Origin of the sequence: Brevundimonas sp. 2YAF1 (assembly GCF_052114745.1) — a bacterium.
Classification (GTDB): Bacteria; Pseudomonadota; Alphaproteobacteria; order Caulobacterales; family Caulobacteraceae; genus Brevundimonas.
Genome location: NZ_JBFRFI010000003.1, coordinates 77,219 through 93,981 on the forward strand (window position 1 = coordinate 77,219; position 16,763 = coordinate 93,981).

Consider the following 16,763-nt stretch of genomic DNA (forward strand, 5'->3'; position numbering starts at 1 on the left):
CGAACTCTAGTCTCACGCGACGCCTCGCCGCACCGATCAACGACTATCGTTCACCCAAAAAGTTAATTGCGACCGAAATCAGAATTACGTGAAATTGCTTACGCCTAGATCGATCTCTGATGGATTTACCGGAATTTCACTGTGCAGAGACAAACCCGTCAATTACTTCCCCCACAACAATCGTAGTTGCGACGTATTTCCATGAAGACGACGACGAACTGGGCGACGGTCACCTATGCGGGAGATCCATTTTTTGCGCGTCTGGCCGAAGCATCGACGATCATGATCTGGCTTCTCGACGCCGATGGAGCGGTTATTCACGCCAATCTTCCCGCTAGACAGTCGTCATTGCCCGGAAATCTGGAAAATGGCGCGCAATGGCGTGACATCTGGCCCCAGACCAGCCGCCTTTACGTCACCCGGGCCCTGGACGAAGCTCTGAGCGGACAGGCCGTCGCCTTTCGCCTCCGTTGCCCGCTCAATGACAACGCCATGGTCTATCTGGACATCACTATCGGGCCGATCCGCGACGACGCAGAACGACTGGTCCGGCTGCTGGTCCGGGCCGAGGACGTGACCGCCCAGGTCGAATCCTCCGCCTTCCTCCACACTGTGATCGAAACCCTGCCCTCGGCGTTGACGGTCCGGGACGCGCGGACCGGCCGCTACATTCTCGCCAACCGCGCCGCGGAAGCCCTGTTCGACTGTCCCCAGGGCCTGATCGGCCTGACCGGGGAGGAGATCCTGCCGCCCGCGTTCGCGGCCTGGGAAGCTGAGGAAGAGCCCCTTCCCAACCGGATGCGTTCGACCTTCCACGCCGGCACGGCGAGTTGCAGCGATCGCCATATCTCGGCGGTCAAGGTCGCCACCTACGACGACGACGGCGTGCGGCACGTCATCAGCCTGACCGAGGACGTAACCCGGCAACGCCGCGACGAGGCGGCGCTGCGCGAGGCGCTGGAGAAGGCGCGCCAGGCCGAACGCGCCCGCAACACCTTCCTGAGTAACATCAGCCACGAACTGCGGACGCCGCTGAACGGGGTGATCGCCGGGATCGATCTGATCGAATCCGGCGCCGGCGACCGCGCCGAGGTCCTGGAGATGGTGCGCCGTTCAGCAGCGACGCTGGAGCGACGATTGGAGGATCTGATGCGCGTGGTTCATCTCGACGCGCCCAGCGGCCAGGCCGACATCGAGCCCATCGACGCCGCAGTCCTGCTGCAGGATCTGGCGGCGCGGTTCCGCGCCCGCGCCGACGCCAAGGGCCTGACCCTGGTCGTCGAAAATCACTCGGCGGCTGTCCTGGCCGGCAACCGCGTCTGCCTCGAGGAAGCCCTGTCGCGACTGATCGACAATGCGATCAAATTCTCGGGCGAGGGGCGGATCGTGCTGCGCGCCGAAACCCTGGCCGACGGCCGGTTCCGCTTCAGCGTCATCGACGACGGCATTGGCTTCGATCCCACCAAAAAGGACTTGTTATTCAATAATTTCGAGCAAGGCGATGGCAGCCTGACCCGCCGCTTCGATGGCCTGGGCCTGGGCCTCACCATCGCGCGCGAGGCGGCCAAGAAGCTGGGCGGCGTCATCGACGCCGCGGCGCGTCCCGAAGGCGGGGCCTGCTTCTGGCTGGACGCCCCGCTCGCCGCCGCCTCGCCGGAACCATCAGAGCCCGACATCGGCGCGCAAAACCGCCTGCGGGTCCTGATCGCCGACGACCATCCGACCAATCGCCGGATCGTGGAGCTGATGATGGAGGGTCTGGCCGAGGTGACCTCCGTGGAGGACGGACTGGAAGCGGTCGAGGCCGCAGCCGGCGACCCTTTCGACGTCATCCTGATGGACATCCAGATGCCGCGCCTGGACGGCATCAGCGCTGTCGCGCGGATCCGCGCCGCCGAGCGAGCGTCCGGCCGAGCCCCGACCCCCGTCATCATGCTGACGGCGAACACCCAGGCCGAACATCTGGAGGCCAGCCGGGCCGTCGGCGCCGACCGCCATATCGGCAAGCCCTTCACCGCCGGCGTCCTGCTCAACGGCATACAGGGCGTGCTCAACGCCGCGCCTTGAAAGGCCGACGCCAGAGCCCCGCTCCCCGTCGATTCGACAAGCCACGACCAATCGGCGGCGTAGCGGGAACGCAGCAGGCCCCCTGGCGTTGGCGCAGAGCACGATTTAACCAGCTTTGCCGAGGTCATGAAGAATGTCCGCTTCCTCCTTCTTCAAGTCGGCTTCGGCCGGGCTCGCCGTCGTTGTCGCCGCCGGACTGCTCGGCGGCTGCAATCCGCCTGCCTCCAAGGGCCGGCAGGCCGAGCCCCCGGCCTCCGGTCGCGCGGTCGAGACGCCGCGCAACGTCCAACTGCTGGCGGCGGCGGAAGACTATGAAACCCTGACGGAGTCGGCCTTCGACAAGCCGGTCGCCGAACTCGAGGTTCTTCAGCGCGCCGGCTATCAGAAGGCGCAAGGCCTGCGACGCCTGCTCGACGCCGCGCAAGGCGCGCAGATCAACGCCCTGAACGGGCGGCTCGACGCCGCGCGGACGGCCCAGGACCGCGCCGCGATCGCCATAGCGGCGGTCGAAACCTTCCGGATTCTGGTGAGCGCGCAGGACGCCAGCGGCAAGACGCCCGTGGACGTCAGCCTGCTGGACTACGCCGGGTTCAAGTTTGACGCGCTCAACAAGGCCAGGCCGGTGAACTGGGACGAAATGGCGGCCGACGCCCGGTTCGCGCGCGAGACGTGGGCGCGGCTTTCGCCCCAGGTGAAGGCGCCGGGGCTGAGCGGCGCCTTCGAGAGCGCCGTGTCCGGAATGGAGTTGGCGGCCGCCCGCAAGAACGACGTCGCCGCCTCGGTCGCCGCATCGAACGAGTTGGCGCTTGTGGATGCGCTGGAAGAGTATTTCACTGCGCTGCAATAGGGCGTCGTCGTCGGGACGGAACGCTGCAACGGTTCGGAGGTCCGGCGCCATGGCAAGGGGGCGAATGCGCATGGCCTTGGCCCGGACCCTGGCCTTGGGACTGGCGGCGGCCGCGTCGGGGTGCGCCGCCTATCGACCGGCGGACCTGGCGTCCGCGCCCCGCGCCGACCCGTCCTCCGCCGATCTGTCGATGCAGGCGGCCCGTCTGAACCTGGCGGCGCCGACGACGATCGATCTGGATGCGGCGCTGACGCCTGAGCAACTGGGTCTGGTCGCCGTGATCGCCAATCCGGAGTTGCAGGCACAACGCATGCATCTGGGCGTGACGCAGGCCCAGGTTTTCAACGCGGGGCTTCTGCCCGATCCCCAGTTCTCCTTCAGCCTGGACCGCCCGCTCGGGGACGGAGGGCTGGTGGACGCCGTCGCCGCCGGACTGGGCATGGACCTGTCCGCCCTCTACGCCCGCTCCGGGAAACTGCGGGCGGCGCAGGCGACGCGCGAGCAGGCACGCCTCGATCTAGCGTGGCGGGAATGGCAGGTCGCCGGAACGGCGCGCCTGCAGGCCGCGCGCATCCAGGGCCTGGAACAGAGCCTTGAGCTGGCGCGGCGTTCCTCGGCCCTGGCCGACAGCGCGCTGGAGCGGACCTTGCGCGCGGTGGCGCGCGGCGACCTGTCGGCGGGCGACCTGGAGGCCCGACGACTGGCCGCTGCAGACGCGGGCGATCGCGTCAGGACGCTGGAGCGCGATCTCGAGGCCGCGCGCTTCGAACTGAACGCCGCCCTCGGCCTGTCGCCGGACTACAGGATCGCGCTGGCGAAGGGCGCGGCGGTTCATCCTGCCGCGCCGGACGGGCCCGCCCTGACCGCGCGCGCCTATGCGGGACGGCTCGATCTGGCGGCCCTGCGGGCGGGCTATAAGGCCCAGGATGCCAACCTGAGGTCGGCGCTGTTGCTGCAGTATCCGCGACTGAACCTGTCCCTGAACGCGGCCCGGGACACGAGCGCGGTTCGCACCTACGGGTTCGGCGTCGGTTTCGACCTTCCTCTGTGGAACCGCAATCGCGGCGCGATCGCGGTCGAGGAGGCCACCCGCGAACAGCTCAGGGCCGAATATGAGGCGCGCCTGTTCACCCTGCGGTCGGAGATCTCCACCCTGATCGGCGCCTACGCCATCGGGTTGAAACAGCGAGACGATCTGGCCGCCCAGGTCGCGCCCTTGCGCCGGACGGTGGAGGCCTTCGAACGCGCCGGCGCGCGAGGCGACATCGCCCCGGTCGCCGCCGAGACCGCGCGGCAGACGTTGACGGACAAGGAAATTGCGCTGGCGGCGCTCGATCAGGCCCTGAACGAGCAATGGGCGGCGTTGGAACTGGCGGCGGGGACTGTGCTTCAATGAGGGTTTGGACGATCATCGCCCTGGCGGCCCTGGCGGCCCTGGTCGGGACGGCCGGGGGCTGTTCCGCCCCGCCCGAGACGGCGGCCGCCCCGCCCGTCGCCGCCGTGCGCACCGCCGCCGCCGAGATCAGAACCCTGGACGAGACGATCACGGCCTATGGCCAGGTCGAGTTCAATCCTTCGGCCGTTCGCACCCTGACCACGACCTTCGAGGCCCAGGTCGCCGAGGTCCACGTCAACCTGGGCCAGGCCGTCGAGGCCGGGCAGCCGGTCGTGACGCTGATCGCCAGCCCCACGACGCGCCTGGATATGGATCGGCTGGCCCGCGAGGCGACGGTGGCGAGCGCCGAGGCCTCGCGCCTGCAGCGCCTGCGCGCCGACGGTCTGGCATCCGACGCGGAGGTCGCCGCCGCCACGGCCGCCGCCGCCACGGCGCGAGAAGCCGGCGCCGATCTGCGTCGACGGACTGACGGCGGACGCCTGACCCTGACGGCCCCCGTCGGCGGCGTCATCGACAGCCTGCCCGCCAGTCCCGGTGCCGTCATCGGCGCTGGCGGGCCGGTGGCCAGCGTCGCCTCCACCCGCCTTCTGAACGCGCGCCTTGGGGTCGAGGTCGAGGACGCCCAGCGCATCCGCCCCGGCGCCCTGGTCCGGCTGACGGGCCTGCACGAAAGCGGCGCGGCCGTGGACGCGCGGGCGGCGTCGGTGGATCGGCGCGTCGATCCCGCGACGCGGCTGGCGGCGGTGATTGTCGCCCTGCCCGCCGGCAGCCCGCTTCTGCCGGGCGAGGCGCTCAAGGGGGCGGTCGTGGTCGGGCTTCGGGCCGATGCGGTGGTCGTGCCGCGCGCCGCGGTCCTCTACGACGGCGAGCAGCCCTATGTGTTTGTGGTCAGCCGGGGCGTCGCCTCGCGCCGCCCGGTCGCCGTCGGCCTTGAACAGAGCGACGTGGTCCAACTGACCGACGGCGTCCGACCGGGCGAGAAGGTGGTGATCGAGGGCGGACCGTCGCTGTCCGACGGCATGCGCACCCGCGAGACGGCCCTGCCCGCAGCCGACAAGCCATGAGCCGCTGGCTCAGCGGCCAGGCCCGCTTCATCGTCCTGATCTTCGTCCTGCTGACCCTGGCCGGCTCCGCCTCGGCCGTGCGTCTGCCGGTCAGCCTGTTTCCCCACATCGACTTTCCGCGCGTCGTCGTCGCGGTCGAGGCGGGCGACAGGCCGGCGGACCAGATGGTGAGCCAGATCACCCGGCCGGTCGAGCGCGCGCTGCGAACAGTGCCGGGCGTGGTCAGCGTGCGATCGACCAGCAGCCGGGGCTCGGCCGAACTGTCGGTGAATTTCGCCTGGGGCGCGGACATGGTCGCCGCCACTCTGCAGGCCGAATCCGCGATCAACGCGGCGCTTCCCGACCTTCCCCCCGGCGTTCGCTTCGAGGTGCGCCGGATGGACCCGACCGTCTTCCCGGTTCTGGGCCTGGCGCTGGTGTCCCCCGTCCAGAACCCGGTCGCGCTTCGCGACTTCGCCCGGTTGCAGTTGGCGCCGCTGCTGTCGTCGGTGCCGGGCGTGGCCAGCGTGGACGTGCTGGGCGGACAGGAGAAGGAATATCAAGTTCTGGCCGATCCCGCCCGTCTTCAGGCCCTGGGCCTGTCCATCGAGGATCTGGCGCGGACCCTGTCGTCCAACAACGTGGTCGTCGCGACGGGACGGCTGGAGGATCGCTACCGGCTCTATCTGATCCTGGCCGACAATCGCCTGAAGGGCGTCGATGACATCCGGCGCACGGTGATCCAGACCGGAGCCCGCGGCGTCGTGGAACTGGACGACATCGCCCAGGTGGCGGTCCGGGAGGCTCCGCAATGGACCCGCGTCACGTCCCAGGGCCGCGACGCCGTGCTGCTGAACATTCGCCAGACCCCGGACGCCAACAGCGTCGCCCTGGTCAAGGAGGTGCGCCGACGCATCGACGGCTTCAAGGGCGAGACCCCCGCCGACGTCCAGATCGTGACCTTCTACGACCAGTCCCAACTGGTGACGGCGGCGGCCGGCAGCGTGCGCGACGCCATCCTGCTGGGGGCCGTTCTGGCGGGGGGCGTCCTGTTCGTCTTCCTGCGCAGCCAGCGCTTCATGCTCATCGTCGCCCTGTTGCTGCCGGCGGTGCTGGCGACGACGACGATCGTGCTGACCCTGCTCGGCATGAGTTTCAACATGATGACCCTGGGCGGCATGGCGGCGGCGGTCGGCCTGGTCGTAGACGACGCGGTCGTCATGCTGGAGCATCTCATGCGCAGGCTTCAGGAAAGGCGTCGCGACGGCGCCGCCGGCGCCGGGACCCTGGAGGCTGCGTCGGAGATGACGCGCCCGCTGATCGGCTCGACGCTGGCGACGGTGCTGGTGTTCACGCCCCTGGCCTTCCTCGGCGGCGTGACCGGCGGTTTCTTCAAGGCGCTGGCGGTCACCATGTCGGCGGCGCTCGGCGTTTCCCTGCTGTTCGCCCTCTTCGTCGCGCCCCTGCTGGCCGAACGCTGGGTCCGACCGCGCGATGTCGAACAGGCGGAAAAGGCAGGCGAGGCTCTCGACCGTCTGGCCGTCCGCTACGACTGGATCATGCGGCGGGTGTTGAAGGCGCCGATCCGTTTCGCCCTGATCATCGCCCTGATCGTCGTCGCGGTCGGCGGCTTCGCCTATTCCCGGCTCGGCTCGGGCTTCATGCCCCGAATGGACGAGGGGGGCTTCATCCTGGACTATCGCGCGGCCCCCGGCGCCTCCCTGGCGGAAACGGACCGACTGCTTCGCCAGGTCGAACGCATCCTGCAGGACACGCCCGACGTCGAAAGCTATTCGCGCCGCACCGGACTGCAGCTGGGGGGCGGGCTGTCCGAGGCCAACGAGGGCGACTTCTTCGTCCGGCTGAAGGCCCACGGCCGCCGCCCGATCGACGAGGTGACCGCGGACGTGCGCAACCGGATCGAGACCACGACGCCCGGCCTGACCATCGAGACGGCGCAACTGATGGAGGACCTGATCGGCGACCTGACGGCCGTGCCTCAGCCGATCGAGGTCAAGCTGCTGGGATCGGACGCCGGGGCGCTCAGGGCCGCCTCCCCGCTGGTCGCCGAGGCGATCGGCAAAATTCGCGGCGTGGTCGAGGTCGAGGGCGGTCTGCGCGTCGCGGGCGATGCGGTCACCATCACCGTCGATCGACCGGCCGCCGCGCTGGAAGGGCTCGATCCCGAAGCGGTCACCCGCCAGCTGGAACAATTGGTCGGCGGCATCGTCATCGGCCAGATTCAGGAAGGCGAGAAACTGGTCGGCGTCCGAGTCTGGACCGACGGTTCGTTGCGGGACCGGGTGAAGTCGCTGGAAGATCTGCCGCTGCGGGCGCCCGACGGACACGCCCTGCCGTTGAAGCGCGTCGCCTCGCTGACGAACACCCCGGGGCAGCCCCAGATCACGCGCGAGAACCTGCAGCCTCTGGTCGCGGTCACCGCCCGGCTCGAAGGCCGAGACCTGGGCTCGGCCATGAAAGAGGCGTCGCAGGTGGTGTCCCGCCTCAGCCTGCCGTCCGGCGTCCGCGTCGAATACGGCGGCCTCTACGCCGAGCAGCAGAAGTCGTTCCGCGACCTGTCGGTCGTCTTTGTCGCCGCTCTGGCGCTGGTCGGCCTGCTGTTCCTCTACCTGTTCCAGAGCTGGCCCGCCGTGATCGGCATCGTGGTGACCCTGGCGCTGTCGGCGGCCAGCGTGTTCGCGGGGCTATGGCTGACGGGCACGGAGCTCAACCTCTCGGCGATGATGGGACTGACCATGGTCATCGGCATCGTGGCGGAGCTGGGCGTCTTCTATCTGTCCGAACTGAGGGCGGAAGGGCGCAGCGACGCCGAGGCTCTGATCACCGCCGGTCGGGCGCGTCTGCGTCCCATCCTGATGTCCGCGCTGATCGCCATCCTGGCGCTGTCGCCCCTGGCGCTCGGCCTGGGCGAGGGCTCGGCCATGCAGAAGCCCCTCGCCATCGCCATCATCACCGGTCTTTTGGCCGGCGTGCCTCTCATCCTGATCTTCGCACCGGCGCTCTATATGGCGCTGCATCGCTCCCCCGGCGCTCCGAGGTGACGCAGGGGCTAGACCGCCCCGACCTTGCTAGGGCGGGGCGCACGGCCCAAGAAATGACATTTTTTCACCGGTTGGCGTTTTGTGAGTCGGAAAAAAAAATAGGTCGGCGCATAGTTAATAAATCATTTCCAGTGCGGGAATGAGGAGAGGGCAAATGAATATCGAGTCCCTGCGCGTTGACGACACGGCTATGGCGGAAGCGCATCGCAAGAAGCATAGATCGGGACCGGTCATCGCCGAGTTTTCGTCAGCCCGGCAAGCTCACTCCAAAATGGGGTTTACAACCCGACGCGTCCCCTCATCCGCTATGAAGACCCTGATCATGGGGCCGATACGGCCAAGGTCTGGAGACCTTGTCCTGGCCCGGGTCGATCGGTTTGGCTATCAGACCCGCCTTGAGCTGACGTCGGGCCGCAAGGCCTGCCTCCATCTCGGCGACGAAATCGTCATCGCCTACGGAGATCGCTACGCCACGGACCAGTTCGAGGCGGAGGTCCCTCCCGATCTCGGCCCGACCAATCTGGTGGCGACAGGCGGCGTGGCGTCCAGGATGCTGTCCCGGGCCAAGGGCATTCGGTCAGCGACCAACATCACCCCCATCGGACTGGTCGGAGACGCCAGAGGCATCCCTCTGAACCTGTCGCAGTTCGCTCTGGAGCCCCGATGCCCGCAGGCCGTCAGGCCGCGCACGATCGCGGTGCTGGGCACCTCGATGAATTCCGGCAAGACCACCACCAACCGTTACCTGGTTTCCGGTCTGAGCCGAGCCGGCCACAAGCCCGGCGCCACCAAGATCACCGGCACGGGTTCGGGCGGAGACTTCTGGGTGATGGTCGATGCGGGGGCTCACGCCGTCGCGGATTTCACCGACGCCGGCTATGCAGCGACCTATAGGATTCCAACGGACCTCCTGGAGAAGGCCGCGATCGATCTGGTGACCCACCTTGCCGCCGAGGGCTGCGGGATCATCCTCGTGGAGATCGCCGACGGCCTTCTGCATCGGCAGAACATCGAACTGCTGCAGACGGATTTCTTCAAGAACTTCATCGACGGCGTCCTTTTCGCCGCCGGGGATTCCATGGGCGCCGTCCTGGGGGTGTCGCAGCTTCAAGCCCTCGGCCTGCCGGTCCTCGGGGTTTCCGGCGCCTTCACCGCGTCGAAACTTCTCGTGCAAGAGGCCGCCAGCGCCTGTTCCGTGCCCATCTACACCAAGGAACAACTCTGCGACCCGAGGTACGCCGCGCGCATCGTCGGCGCCGAACAGTCGGTAGAGACCTCGGCGCCGGACGAGCCTCGCCACGACGAAATCTTGCTCAGCCGGGACGACACCAGGCGGCACGGGTTCAAGATCGCTCGGTGGCGCAAGAAGAAACTGCGTTTCGCCGAAGAGCAGACCAGCTTCGCCCCGTTCGGCTCCACCGTGGCCGAAGAAGAACCGAGCTTCGCCCCGTTCGGGACCACCGTCGACGAAGAGGAGCCGAGCTTCGCTCCGTTCGAGGCCTCCGCAGCGGATAAGGCCGGGGTCCAGTCCGGCGTGTTTGAGGCCCCGGCGTCATGACCGAGGCGCCGGGAGGGGGGAATCCAGTCCGGCTGCGGCGTCACGACTATATCGTCATCATCGCCCTCGGGCTCGGCGAGACGCTTGCGTTGGTCGCCGTGGTGTTTCTCGTCTGGATAATCGTCGACAGGATCACCGCGTCCCCGCAAACCGCCTTCGCCACTTTTCCATTGATCGGCGGTCTAGGTTTGGCCGTGGCCTGTAGCGCGCTTCTCCGAGCGCTTCAATTCGCGGTCACGGAGAAAGTCGGCCTCGAACTGGTGCGCCGCCTGCGCCTCGTCCTCTATGACCATATGAGCGGCATGGCGCCGCGACAGATCCAGCACCGCTCGCGCGGAAGTCTGATCCTGCGCCTGACGGGCGATCTCACCATGCTGCGCACTTGGATCAGTCGCGGCATAGGGCGAGGCGTCATCGCCGCGATCATCGTCGCCGGGGGCACCCTCTTTCTGGGGGTCATCAACATCAGGATCGCCCTGGTCGTCCTCGCCATCTTCGTGATCGGCCTGGCGGCGTCGGCCCACGAGGGAAAGCGGCTGGCGCGGCTGACCCGGGCCGTGCGCCGCCGACGTTCCCTGGTCACCAGCAACCTCGACGAGCAGATCAGCGCCCTGGCCGTGGTTCAGTTGTTCGGCCGCTCCCGAGGCGAACGCAGCCGCCTGTCGCGGCAGAACGACGCCATGACCCGTTTCCTGGTTCAGGAAGCCAATATTCGCGGCGGTCTTCGGGGCATCTCAGCGGGAGCCGGATGGGCGGCGGTTCTGACGGTCCTGGCCCTGGGGGCCTTTGACGTGTCGGCGGGACGGATGTCGATCGGGGCGCTGGCGGCCGCCATCACCGTCGTTCGCTATATGAACAGCCCGGTCCGCAACCTGGGTTTCGCCCACGACTATTGGCGGCGCGCGCAGATATCGCAGCGGAAGATCCAGGACTTCCTGAAAAGCGCAAGCCGCCAGCTCGAGGATCCCTCGCAGCAGAAGCTCCGGGTGCGGCGCGGCATGATCGAGTTCGAGGCCGTGTCGGTGGCCGGGGCCCTGGCCGAGGTGACGGCGACGGCGCAGGCCGGAGAGCAGGTCGCCATCCTGGGGGCGGCCGGGGCCGGAAAATCGACCCTGCTGGGGCTTGTCGCGAGAATGGTCGACCCGCTGTCAGGCCAGGTCCGCATCGATGGCCAGTGCCTGGCCGACTGCACCCTGGTGTCGACCTTCAGATATCTGGGGGTGATGAGCCCGGACCTGCCGCTCATGCGCGGAAGCATCCGGCGCAACCTGACCTACCGAAATCCCGCCGCCACCGAAGCCGAGATCAACCACGTCGTCATGATCTGCAATCTGGACGAGGTCTTCGCCGATCTGCCGGGCGGCATAGACGGGTGGGTCACGGAAGGCGGGCTCAACCTTTCCGTCGGCCAGAGGCAGCTTCTGGCGCTGGGTCGCGCCATGCTAGGCCATCCGCCCATCCTCCTGCTTGACGAACCCCTGGCCAACCTCGACCCGCGAAGCCAGGACATCGCTCAGGACGCCCTGAGACGCTACCTCGGGACCATCCTTCTGGTCACCCACGACCCGGCGACGGCGGAAATGGCCGATCAGATATGGCTGCTGGACAAGGGGCGGCTGGTGAGCGCCGTCGCGGGGGACGAGTACAGAAGTCGGCGGCGCGCCGAAGAGCGCCTGGCTCGCCGCATCGACGTCGCCGCGGCGTCCTAGGGAGGCTGGGTTGGCTGGCCAGGACCAAGACAAGGCACGGACGCCCCTGCCCTACCACCTCTACATGCCGCCCCGGCCCCGGCGTCCGCTTCTGGTCCTGGTCCACGGCGTCAGCAGCCGGCCGGCGCGGCTGATCGACTATGCGGCCGCCTTCGCCGCGCAGCATGGCGTCCCGCTGCTGGCGCCCGATTTTTCCGGGGCCGAATTTGCGGGCTACCAGAGGTTGCGGGGGCGCCAAGGCGGGCTTGGCCCCGCCCGCGCCCTGCAGACGGCGGTCGACGAGGTCGGCGTCCGATACGGTCTGGAAACGGATCGCTTTGACCTGATGGGCTTCTCCGGCGGCGCCCAGTTCGCCCATCGCTTCGCGCTTCATTTTCCCCGCGCGGTGCGACGCGTCGTCGTCGCGGCGGCGGGCTGGTACACCTATCTCGACAGAGATTTCGCCTATCCGCTGGGTGTCGGGGAGGGTGAAATGTCGCCCTCCGACCCCGCCCTGGAGGCGTTTCTGCGCCTGCCGATCCTGGTCGCGGTGGGCGAGAAGGATGTGGAGCGCGGCGAACGGTTCCGCACCACCCCCGAACTGGACCGGCGTCAGGGCGCGCATCGGTTCGAACGCGCCCGCCGCTGGATCGACCACTTGTCGAACGAAGCGATGAAGCGGGGCGTCGCGGATCAGCTTGAGTTCCTCTCCCTGCCGAATACGGGCCACTCCCTGAAGGAGGCGGTCCGCAACGGCGGCCTTATTGATCAAAGTTTTGAATTTCTTTTGCGGCCCGAGCGTGAAACTGTCGCATGGCCCTCCGAATGCGTGGCGGAAGGCGTGGAATTCAAGAGAGCCGTTCTTGGTGGATGAATTGGCGTGGCCAGATCTTTCTGGCGCGCAGTGAAACCTTCTCTTTGTGGGGTGTAGTGCATGAAAACGGAATATATCCGGGCATGTAGCTGCGGCTGGCTTTTCGCCGTCGGCATCGCCTGTTCCAGCCAGCCCGCCGCCGCTCAGGACTATTACGGCAGCCTCTCCGCCTCCGGCATCTACGCCGACGGTTCGAAACTGCTGGACGACCAGGAGGACTCCAACCGCTCGGCCCTCGTCCTGAGGGGCCAGGGCGGGGCGCGATGGGTGCATGGCGACAGCGCGACCCAGGTCGCCGTGTCCAGCAACTATTACAAGTATCTGGATAGCGGGCGCCGGGATCGCTGGAACAACGAGGTGAGCCTGGATCATGAGATCAGCCTGTCTGAGACCGTGAAGCTGAGCCTCCTGGCCGCGGCGGGTACAGACTATTCCACGCTGGAGTATCGATCCGCGGACCAGATCGCGCTGGGCGCAGCCATTCTCTACCGCCCGTCACGACAGCATCGCTTTGGGTTTGCGGCGGAATACCGCCACCGCGAATATGACGATCGGGCCAACTCCAGCGGTTCGGCGCCCTATGCCGAGGCCACCTACCGGTATCAGCCGGACAACCTTCACAGGTTCGATTTCGACGCGCGATACGAGTGGGTGAACACGAACAACGCCAGCTTCGACTATGAGAGGCAGCGGCTCGGGGGATATTACACCCGCACCTTCGGTCGCGTGAACCGGTTGCGCCTGGGGGCAGTCGTGCAGAACTGGGAGTTCGACTCTCGTCTCGTGACCGGAGGAGGAGAGCGTCTGCACAGTTGGCGGGTTCAGCCTCAGGTGCGGTTCACGCACGCCTTCGCCAATGAGACGACGGTCGAAGTCGACTATCGCCGGGACTTCCGCCGATCGAACGACAGCACCCGCGAAGAGGACGGCAACCGCCTGTCCCTGACCGTCCGCAAGGTTTTCTAGCCTGTATCGAGCCTGATGTAGCGGCCCATGGCGTCGGCGCCGGAGGCGAGGCCTGCGCGCGTCGCGCCGTCGCTACGTCTCGCCAAGGTGTCGAAAACGCCCTGGAATTCCCCATTGTCCGCAAGGCGCGGCTGGAAGCCGGTGACGGCGTTATTCGACAGGATCGGATACAGGCGCGGCTCCGGCGGCGCCGTCCGGCTTTTGGGGAACAGAAGCTCAACGGCCAGGCCGTAAGGCGGCACGTCCGGGCGCCCGGCGAAGCGACCCGGCGCGTTGAAGATGAAATTGCCGATGCCGTACAGAATCCACTTGCCGCGATACTGCTCGATCTCCTGAAGGACGTGGGCGTGATGGCCGATGATCATGTCCGCCCCCGCGTCGATCAACGCCCTGGCCTTGGCCGTCTGATAATCGGTTCGCCAGGCATAGGTCCGCCCCCAATGGGCGTAGGCGACCACGAACAACGAGGGATGCCGACGTCGATAGCGTCGCACCATCCTGGAAAAGGCGGCGACGTCCAGCCGGTTCGCGCCGGCGTTTTTGGGAGAGGCGTAGAAATGATACTGTTCGTCATACCGGCGGCGGTATTCGAAGAGGCCGAAGAAGGCGACGCGCCTGTCTCGCCCGTCGTCGGTCGGGATTTTGACGATCAGGGGGAGGGAGGCGTCATAGGCGTTGTCGCCGGCCCCAAACCATTTGATGTCATGATGACGAAGGGCTCCGAACGTGTCCTTGAGCCCCGGCACGCCGAAATCCAGCGCGTGGTTATTGGCCAATCCCACCGCATCCACGCCATGAAAACGCAATTGTTCGGGCGCTCTGGCGACATCCGACCGGCCCAGATAGCTCTTGCTGGCCAGGGCCGGGGTTTGGGCCCCCGTGAGCGGCGTTTCAAGATTCAGAACAACGTAGTCGGCGCGCTTGAGCAGCGGCGCCAGGCGTTCCAGCGAATGCGCGTAGCCGAATTCGGCGACCGACGTCGTGGCGGCGACGCCTTCCTCGATGTCGTGCCCTTCACCGAAATTCGTGTCTCCGCCGACAAGCAGACGGAAGGACGAACCTGAAGATCCGGCGGCGGGCGCCGCCCCGCAACCCGTGACGACATTCCCAAGCGACAATGCGAGGCTAGATGTCAGAAAAGTTCGTCTGCGCACCACAATACCTCGTGCCACGATGATCGATGTTGATCGCGCGAAGGACTAACGCAGCGCTTGTGTTAAAGCTCCAAGCTGCTCTAACGTGACAAGGATTCAACGATAGACAGAGCGGGGCCGATGCATGAGCCATGTCGTCGTTGACCGCCGGGCGGTGGTGTCCGGCGCTGTCGCCTGCGGGGCCGCGATACCTGTCCTGTCGGCCTTCCCCGCCTGGGCGCGTGCGGACCGCGACCGCAGCCGCGAGGCCCTGAGCGACTTTCGCAAACGGACGCTGAGGCTCGGCGCACGGGCGGTCTGCGTGGTCCAGAACGGCGAGACGGTGTTGGCCGCCGGCGACGTCGCGACGCCGCTTCGCATCGCCTCCATTCGCAAATCCGTTCTGGACGCGCTGTTCGGCATGGCCGTCGCCGAAGGCCAGGTGCAGCTTGACTGGACGCTGGGCGATCTGGGGATTGATCGCCTGGCGCCGCTGACCGCCACCGAAGCCGGGGCGACCGTCCGGCAACTGTTGATGAGCCGTTCGGGCGTCTATCTGCCCGCCGCGGCGGAAACCAGCCGGCAGAAGGCGCGGCGCCCAAGGCGCGGCAGCTATGCGCCGGGCGATCACTGGTATTACAACAACTGGGATTTCAACGTCCTGGGCCGGATCTACGAGATGGCCACCGGCGAGGACCTCTTCACCGCCATCGACCGTCGGCTGGCCGGGCCCCTGGGATGGCGAGACTTCAATGTTCGACGTCATACCCAGTGGGTGCGCGAACCGGCTTCGACCCCCTTCCCGGCCTACACCCTCTCGCTGTCGGCCCGGGACATGGCCCGGTTCGGCCAGCTTTACCTCAACAACGGGAACTGGAAGGGCCGCCAGTTGCTGGATCCGGACTGGGTGCGGCAGAGCACCACCGCCTATTCCCAGGGGAGCCGCAGCGGGCTTCTGAGCGGCTATGGCTATATGTGGTGGGTGGCGCGCGACTGGGCGCTCAACCAGAACTTCACGGCCTATTCGGCGGTCGGCAACGGCGGGCGCTACATCACGGTGGCCCCCAGCCTGGGACTGGTGATCGCGGTCCAGCCGAACGAACGCCGGGGGTGGCCGCCGGTGCGGCTCTATTCGGATCGGTGCGCCTATTCCAATCTGACCGGCGACTTGATCCATGGGCTTGGCGGTCCCGATCTGGGGGGAACCTGCGCCTGAACCCAGGACGCAAGACCGGAGCGACGACGCCCCTAGATCGCGTTCAGCGGCGTTTTCAGGAAACGTCGGCCCGACGGCTCGGCCGGCGGCAGGGCGCCCGCCCGAATATTGATCTGCAGCGCCGGCAGGATCAGTTGCGGCGGGCTCAGGGTCGCGTCGCGCGCCTCGCGCAGGGCGGCGAAATCCTCCTCCGACCGCCCGCCGCCGACATGGACGTTTTCGGCCCGCTCCTTCGCCACGGTCGTCTCCCAGACGAAGACCTCTCGCCCCTTGGGCAGATAGTCGTGACCAACGAAGACGCGCGTCGAGTCAGGCAGGGCCAGCAGCTTCTGGATCGAACGATATAGGGTCCGCGCGTCGCCGCCGGGAAAGTCGCACCGCGCCGTGCCGTAGTCGGGCATGAACAGGGCGTCGCCGACGAAGACCGCATCGCCGATCCGATAGCTGACGCAGGCGGGGGTGTGACCGGGCGTATGCAGGACCTCGACCTCCAGGTCGCCCAGCCGGAAGCGGTCGCCCTCGGCGTAGGTCTCGTCGAAGACCGCCGCGTCCGGCGTCACGTCGCGGGCCTCAAACAGGTCGCCGAAGGTCTTCTGCACCTGCGTGATCTTCTCGCCGATGCCGATGGGCGCCCCGGTGCGGACACGGATGACGTCGGCGCCCGTCAGGTGGTCGGCGTGGGCGTGGGTCTCCAGCACCCGCGCCAGCTTCAAGCCGCGCTCGGCCACCATCGCCAGCAGGCGGTCCACCGATCCGGTCGAGGTGCGCGCCGCCGCCGGATCGTAATCCAGCACCGGGTCGATGATGGCCGCCGCCCCCGTGGCCGGGTCGGCGACGATATAGCTGACGGTGTGGGTCGCCGGATCGAAAACGCCGGTGACGTGCGGAACGGACGGTGCAGCCTGGACCATGT

The 16,763-nt window shown here is 67.4% G+C and carries 12 protein-coding genes; 10 read left to right on the plus strand and 2 right to left on the minus strand.

Annotated elements, in window-relative coordinates; all coding sequences use genetic code 11:
• Nucleotides 1-201 precede the first annotated feature (201 nt).
• The 9 genes from AB4Y68_RS05550 to AB4Y68_RS05590 all read left to right on the plus strand — a co-directional run bounded on the left by AB4Y68_RS05550 (nucleotide 202) and on the right by AB4Y68_RS05590 (nucleotide 13,501).
• Nucleotides 202-2,067, plus strand: a complete 1,866-nt coding sequence (locus tag AB4Y68_RS05550; protein ID WP_441454512.1) for a hybrid sensor histidine kinase/response regulator — start codon at nucleotides 202-204, stop codon at nucleotides 2,065-2,067.
• A gap of 133 nt (nucleotides 2,068-2,200) precedes the next feature.
• Nucleotides 2,201-2,914, plus strand: coding sequence for a hypothetical protein (locus AB4Y68_RS05555; RefSeq protein WP_441454513.1), 714 nt, complete (start codon nucleotides 2,201-2,203; stop codon nucleotides 2,912-2,914).
• Nucleotides 2,915-2,984: 70 nt separating this feature from the next.
• The gene (locus AB4Y68_RS05560) at nucleotides 2,985-4,310 is read left to right on the plus strand and encodes a TolC family protein (protein ID WP_441454514.1); all 1,326 of its coding nucleotides are present in this window, start codon (nucleotides 2,985-2,987) and stop codon (nucleotides 4,308-4,310) included.
• Complete coding sequence (locus AB4Y68_RS05565) at nucleotides 4,307-5,374, plus strand: efflux RND transporter periplasmic adaptor subunit (protein ID WP_441454515.1); 1,068 nt, start codon at nucleotides 4,307-4,309, stop codon at nucleotides 5,372-5,374. Before AB4Y68_RS05560 ends, AB4Y68_RS05565 begins: the two co-directional genes overlap by 4 nt.
• Nucleotides 5,371-8,415, plus strand: a complete 3,045-nt coding sequence (locus AB4Y68_RS05570; RefSeq protein ID WP_441454516.1) for an efflux RND transporter permease subunit — start codon at nucleotides 5,371-5,373, stop codon at nucleotides 8,413-8,415. Before AB4Y68_RS05565 ends, AB4Y68_RS05570 begins: the two co-directional genes overlap by 4 nt.
• A 307-nt stretch (nucleotides 8,416-8,722) precedes the next feature.
• Complete coding sequence (locus AB4Y68_RS05575) at nucleotides 8,723-9,973, plus strand: DUF1611 domain-containing protein (protein ID WP_441454517.1); 1,251 nt, start codon at nucleotides 8,723-8,725, stop codon at nucleotides 9,971-9,973.
• A complete protein-coding gene (locus AB4Y68_RS05580; RefSeq protein ID WP_441454518.1) occupies nucleotides 9,970-11,682 on the plus strand; it encodes an ABC transporter ATP-binding protein in 1,713 nt (570 codons plus the stop codon). Before AB4Y68_RS05575 ends, AB4Y68_RS05580 begins: the two co-directional genes overlap by 4 nt.
• A gap of 10 nt (nucleotides 11,683-11,692) precedes the next feature.
• The gene (locus AB4Y68_RS05585; protein ID WP_441454519.1) at nucleotides 11,693-12,535 is read left to right on the plus strand and encodes a hypothetical protein; all 843 of its coding nucleotides are present in this window, start codon (nucleotides 11,693-11,695) and stop codon (nucleotides 12,533-12,535) included.
• Nucleotides 12,536-12,595: 60 nt separating this feature from the next.
• Nucleotides 12,596-13,501, plus strand: a complete 906-nt coding sequence (locus AB4Y68_RS05590; RefSeq protein ID WP_441454520.1) for a hypothetical protein — start codon at nucleotides 12,596-12,598, stop codon at nucleotides 13,499-13,501.
• Here the strand turns inward: AB4Y68_RS05590 and AB4Y68_RS05595 are convergent.
• Nucleotides 13,498-14,655, minus strand: a complete 1,158-nt coding sequence (locus tag AB4Y68_RS05595; protein WP_441454521.1) for a CapA family protein — start codon at nucleotides 14,653-14,655, stop codon at nucleotides 13,498-13,500. The genes AB4Y68_RS05590 and AB4Y68_RS05595 overlap by 4 nt on opposite strands.
• Nucleotides 14,656-14,779: 124 nt before the next feature.
• Between AB4Y68_RS05595 and AB4Y68_RS05600 the strand changes: the two genes are divergently transcribed.
• Entirely contained in the window at nucleotides 14,780-15,850 is a 1,071-nt protein-coding gene (locus AB4Y68_RS05600) for a serine hydrolase domain-containing protein (protein ID WP_441454522.1), read from the plus strand.
• Between the two features lie 32 nt (nucleotides 15,851-15,882).
• Here AB4Y68_RS05600 and AB4Y68_RS05605 read toward each other — a convergent pair whose 3' ends face one another.
• Complete coding sequence (locus tag AB4Y68_RS05605; RefSeq protein ID WP_441454523.1) at nucleotides 15,883-16,761, minus strand: MBL fold metallo-hydrolase; 879 nt, start codon at nucleotides 16,759-16,761, stop codon at nucleotides 15,883-15,885.
• Nucleotides 16,762-16,763: the final 2 nt, after the last annotated feature.

What these genes read in the sequence shown, in the direction of transcription:
- AB4Y68_RS05550 (WP_441454512.1), top strand. Translation starts at nt 202, where the DNA reads ATGAAGACGACGACGAACTGGGCGACGGTCACCTATGCGGGAGATCCA.
- AB4Y68_RS05575 (WP_441454517.1), top strand. Translation starts at nt 8,723, where the DNA reads ATGAAGACCCTGATCATGGGGCCGATACGGCCAAGGTCTGGAGACCTT.
- AB4Y68_RS05565 (WP_441454515.1), top strand. Translation starts at nt 4,307, where the DNA reads ATGAGGGTTTGGACGATCATCGCCCTGGCGGCCCTGGCGGCCCTGGTC.
- AB4Y68_RS05600 (WP_441454522.1), top strand. Translation starts at nt 14,780, where the DNA reads ATGAGCCATGTCGTCGTTGACCGCCGGGCGGTGGTGTCCGGCGCTGTC.
- AB4Y68_RS05605 (WP_441454523.1), bottom strand. Translation starts at nt 16,761, where the DNA reads ATGGTCCAGGCTGCACCGTCCGTTCCGCACGTCACCGGCGTTTTCGAT.
- AB4Y68_RS05570 (WP_441454516.1), top strand. Translation starts at nt 5,371, where the DNA reads ATGAGCCGCTGGCTCAGCGGCCAGGCCCGCTTCATCGTCCTGATCTTC.
- AB4Y68_RS05560 (WP_441454514.1), top strand. Translation starts at nt 2,985, where the DNA reads ATGGCCTTGGCCCGGACCCTGGCCTTGGGACTGGCGGCGGCCGCGTCG.
- AB4Y68_RS05590 (WP_441454520.1), top strand. Translation starts at nt 12,596, where the DNA reads ATGAAAACGGAATATATCCGGGCATGTAGCTGCGGCTGGCTTTTCGCC.
- AB4Y68_RS05555 (WP_441454513.1), top strand. Translation starts at nt 2,201, where the DNA reads ATGTCCGCTTCCTCCTTCTTCAAGTCGGCTTCGGCCGGGCTCGCCGTC.
- AB4Y68_RS05580 (WP_441454518.1), top strand. Translation starts at nt 9,970, where the DNA reads ATGACCGAGGCGCCGGGAGGGGGGAATCCAGTCCGGCTGCGGCGTCAC.